Below are 3,965 nucleotides of genomic sequence, written 5' to 3'. Positions count from 1 at the left end.
GCGCGCTACCGGTCGCGATCTTGGCGATATGGGTTTTCAGCGCGCTCATCTTGTCGAGGCTTGGGCGACGGCGGCCTGGTCGATGCGAACGTCGTACTGCGTCTGCAACTGCGCCACCAATTGGTCGAGCAGGTCATCCGACATGCCGGAGGTGAAGGATTTCTGCGCGTCGTCCGGCACCGAACTGGCATCGGCTCCGGCGGGCTCGAACACTTCGGCGACCTTGTACAGGATCTGCCCGTCTCCGGTGGGTGAGGGGACCAAGCCGGTGCCGCCTTCGCCGACACCGAACATCGCTGCCGCACCCTCCTTACCGAAGTCGACATCGTCAGCCTCACGCTTGACACCGCGCTTGGTCTGCTTTTCGAGCTTCAGTTCGCTGGCGATGACATCGAGCGTTGCGCCGGCCTTGAGCCGCTTTTCCAGTTCGTCAGCCTTGGCGGCCAGCCGCTTGCTTATTTCCGCCGCCGTCCAGTCGGCGACGACTTTCTGACGAACCTCATCCAGCGTGCGGTCGCGAGCCGGCGTGATGGACGCCACCTCATAGAAGACGAAGCCGTTGTCGGCTGTGGTCAAGGCATCGTTTTCCGTGTTGGGTTCGGCGTCGAAGACGGCTTTGATCAGCTCCGGCGATTGCGGCAGGTCCTTGACGATGGTTGCATCTGGCCGCAGTCCACTACGATCGATGGCGTCGATGGCGACGACCTTCAGCTTCAGCTTGGCCGCGGCCTCCGCCAGCGAACTGCCGGCGGCGCGGGTGTCATCGTAATTGTCGCGCACGTCCAGAAGGATGCGACTTGCCTCGCCCAGCGCCAGATCCTTGCGGATCTGATCGGACACCTCGGCCAGTGGCTTCACCACCTCGGGCTTGATCTCGGTGACGCGCAGCAGCACCGGACCGAAGGCGCCTTGCACGACCTGACTGACTTCATTGGCGTTGAGCGAAAAGGCCGCGTCGGCGACCGCCTTGTCGGCGATCTTGTCCTTGGCAAGCGTGCCGAGCAACGTATCGGCCGGCGTCTTGCCTTCCGCCGTGACAAGCTTGTCGAAAGTGGCGCCGGCCTTGAGCGAATCGAGTGCGGCCTTGGCCGCATCCGGCGTCTTGAACACGAGCTGCTCGACGGTGCGCAGTTCCGGCGTGGTGTAACGCGCCTTGTTCTTGTTGTAGTCGTCGCTGACCTGGCTGTCGGTGACGGCGGTCGTATCCATGATGTCGACGGGTTCGAGGCGGACATAGGAAAACTTGCGGTATTCGGGTGCCGCATATGTCTTCTTGTTGGCTTCGAAATAGGCCGAGAGCACGCTATCGGACGGCGCCGCGATCGGCTCGACCAGTGCCTTGGGCAGCGTCAAATAGTCGATGGTGCGGTCTTCGCCGCGATAGAGCGCAACCGCCTTGAAGAAAGTGTCCGGAGCCTTGAGGCCATCCGAGACCGCCTCGACAATTTGCTGGCGCACGGCCACCTGGGCACGGTTCTTCAAATAGTCCTCGGGCCGCATGCCGATCTGCTGCAGCATATATTCGAACGTTCTGCGGTCGAACTGGCCGCCCGGGCCCTTGAAGGCTGGGTCCTCGCGTGTCAACTCGGCCAGCCGATCCTTGGAAAGTCCGAGGCCCAGCTTGCGGGCCTGTTCGTCGAAAACGGCACCTGAGACGAGCTGAGCCAACACCTGGTTGTCGACGCCGAGCGCCTTTGCCTGTTCGTGGCTGAGACGTTGGCCGAACTGTTGCGACATGACGGCGAGCTGGCGATCGTAGGCGAGACGGTATTCGTTGATCGATACTTTGGTGCCGCCGGCGGTTATCACCGAATCGTGGCCGGCAAGACCGCTCATCAGCTGTCCGGAAACGCCCCAGACCAAAAAGCTGAGCACCAGCAGCACCAACAGTCCCTTCGCGACCCAGGTGCCTGCCGCGTTTCTCAATATACCAAGCATTTTTACTTCCGATTTATGCGCATTTTCGCATGCGCCGAGTCTGAAACAAGCGCAATAGCGCCCTTCCGGCCCACTGTCGATTGCTTTGTGGCCTGATTTTGGTAGTGAGGGCCAGAGCCCCGATATCATCCGGAGAAGCAAACCCATGACGCCAGGAATTCGCCCGCTCGTCGCCGGCAACTGGAAAATGAACGGCACCAGCGCCTCCCTCAACGAGCTCCGGATGATCGGCAACGGTTTCATGAGCGGACTTGACGCGGAGACCGAAGCGCTGGTTTGCGTTCCCGCAACCCTGCTTGCTCACGCCGCGGAGATCCTGTCACGCACGCCGGTGCATGCCGGCGGTGAGGATTGCCATACCAAGGAGAGCGGCGCCTACACCGGCTGCATATCGGCGGAAATGCTCAGGGATGCCGGTGCGAGCCATGTCATCGTCGGCCATTCCGAATGCCGCGAGCAACGCGGCGAGGATGACGCCACTGTCCAGGCCAAGGCATCCGCCGCATGGCGTGCCGGGCTTGTTGCCATCATTTGCGTCGGCGAAACGCATGAACAGCGTGAAGCGGGCGCCACGCTGGACGTGCTGTCGCGGCAGGTCGATGGTTCGGTCCCGTCAAGCGCCACCCCATCCAACACCATCATTGCCTATGAGCCGGTATGGGCGATCGGCACCGGCCTGACGCCGACGGCCGGCGATGTGGCCGCAGCACATGCACATATCCGCGAAAAGCTGTCGGAAAAGCTCGGCGGCGTCGCGGCGAAGATGCGCATTCTCTACGGCGGCTCGGTCAAGCCCTCCAACGCGGTCGAACTGCTCGGCGTCAGGAATGTCGACGGCGCGCTGGTCGGCGGCGCCAGCCTGAAAGCGGCGGATTTTCTCGGCATCGCCGAGGCTTATCGCAATATTGCCTGAAGACATTCGCTCCGCCGGACAAGGGCTTCCGGTGCACGAAATCGTTGCAAAGGACGGGTTGCTTCCCATATTCCGGCCACGGGCTTGGAAATGCCGTCAAAGCATTGTATTGAGCCGCCTCCAATTCACCGGTCGTGTCCGCGGCCGGGCAAGGCCTTGCCAGGATAAACTATGGAAACCGTACTGATCGTCATCCATCTCATGGTCGTGCTCGCCCTTGTCGGCGTGGTGCTGCTGCAGCGTTCCGAAGGCGGCGGCCTCGGCATCGGTGGCGGATCCGGCTTCATGACCGCGCGTGGTGCTGCCAATGCCCTGACGCGTGCGACGGCGATCCTGGCGGCCGCCTTCTTCGCCACGTCACTGACACTGTCGATCGTCGCCCGCTACGGCGAGAAGCCGATCGACATCCTCGACCGCGTGCCGGCGACGTCGGACGGTGCGGGCAAAGGCGTGCTCAACCAGTTGCCCGGCACGACCACCCCGGCGCCCGCCGGCAGCACCACGCCGACGCCGCCTTCCGGCAACGACGCTGCGGCTCCAGCGACTGCCCCGGCCACGGCGCCTGCCGCCGGTTCGACGCCGCCAGCGACCAACGGCACGGCTCCCGCCGCACCGGCGACCCCGCAGGTCCCGAACCAATAGTCTTCCACGCTTGAAACCGCGATCTGTGGTCGTTTGAACACAGTCGCGGCAAATGCAGCAAGATCACGAAGATTCGACGGGGTGAGGCGGGACCTCGCGCTTGAGGCAGCCGCGCTTATTCGACTATAGATTGCGCGCGGCATTTCCGGCGCCCTTGGGGGGCGCTGGGCGACGCCGTGGGCAACAAGCATAGAACGATCGGATCTTCGCCATGCAGCTTCGCAGCTTCATTTTCCTGGGACTTTGCGCCGCACTCGGCATGAGTTCCCCAGCCTTCGCCGGCGTGCCGGCAAATATGGCCGCTCAGCCTTCGGCTGAAACAACTTCTGCCATCAACGTCGCCGTCAAGAGCGATGCGTCGCAATTGAAGCTTCTCAAGAAGAAGAAAAACCCGACGCCCGACGACCTCGCCCAGATCAAGAAGATCGAGGCCAAGATCGTTGCCGACAAGGAAGCCGCCAAAGCCAAGGCG

Annotated in this window: 3 protein-coding genes and 1 pseudogene; 3 read left to right on the top strand and 1 reads right to left on the bottom strand. The window is 62.8% G+C overall.

All coding sequences use genetic code 11. From position 1 onward, the window contains the following. Positions 1–45 precede the first annotated feature (45 nt). Positions 46–1,938 (bottom strand): SurA N-terminal domain-containing protein, encoded by a 1,893-nt coding sequence (locus EOD15_RS30125; RefSeq protein WP_127409110.1) that lies wholly within the window; start codon positions 1,936–1,938, stop codon positions 46–48. Between the two features lie 145 nt (positions 1,939–2,083). On the opposite strand from EOD15_RS30125, the gene tpiA reads away from it, so the two are divergent. From tpiA to EOD15_RS30110, 3 genes and pseudogenes are all read left to right on the top strand, one after another. Continuing rightward, entirely contained in the window at positions 2,084–2,851 is a 768-nt protein-coding gene (gene tpiA, locus EOD15_RS30120; protein ID WP_127268769.1) for a triose-phosphate isomerase, read from the top strand. 171 nt (positions 2,852–3,022) lie between these two features. Then, positions 3,023–3,493: a preprotein translocase subunit SecG gene (gene secG, locus EOD15_RS30115; protein WP_127268768.1), complete on the top strand. Its 471-nt coding sequence runs from the start codon at positions 3,023–3,025 to the stop codon at positions 3,491–3,493. 211 nt (positions 3,494–3,704) lie between these two features. Beyond that, positions 3,705–3,965: pseudogene (locus EOD15_RS30110) on the top strand (L,D-transpeptidase); the annotation flags it as partial.

Origin of the sequence: Mesorhizobium sp. M7A.T.Ca.US.000.02.2.1 (assembly GCF_003996995.1) — a bacterium.
In the GTDB taxonomy this organism is placed as follows: domain Bacteria; phylum Pseudomonadota; class Alphaproteobacteria; order Rhizobiales; family Rhizobiaceae; genus Mesorhizobium.
The sequence above is the reverse complement of the archived record's forward strand: the minus strand, read 5'-3'. Positions and strand labels throughout refer to the sequence as shown.

Excerpts from the sequence above, each read along its gene's own strand:
- EOD15_RS30125 (WP_127409110.1), bottom strand. The coding sequence starts at position 1,938 with ATGCTTGGTATATTGAGAAACGCGGCAGGCACCTGGGTCGCGAAGGGA.
- tpiA (WP_127268769.1), top strand. The coding sequence starts at position 2,084 with ATGACGCCAGGAATTCGCCCGCTCGTCGCCGGCAACTGGAAAATGAAC.
- secG (WP_127268768.1), top strand. The coding sequence starts at position 3,023 with ATGGAAACCGTACTGATCGTCATCCATCTCATGGTCGTGCTCGCCCTT.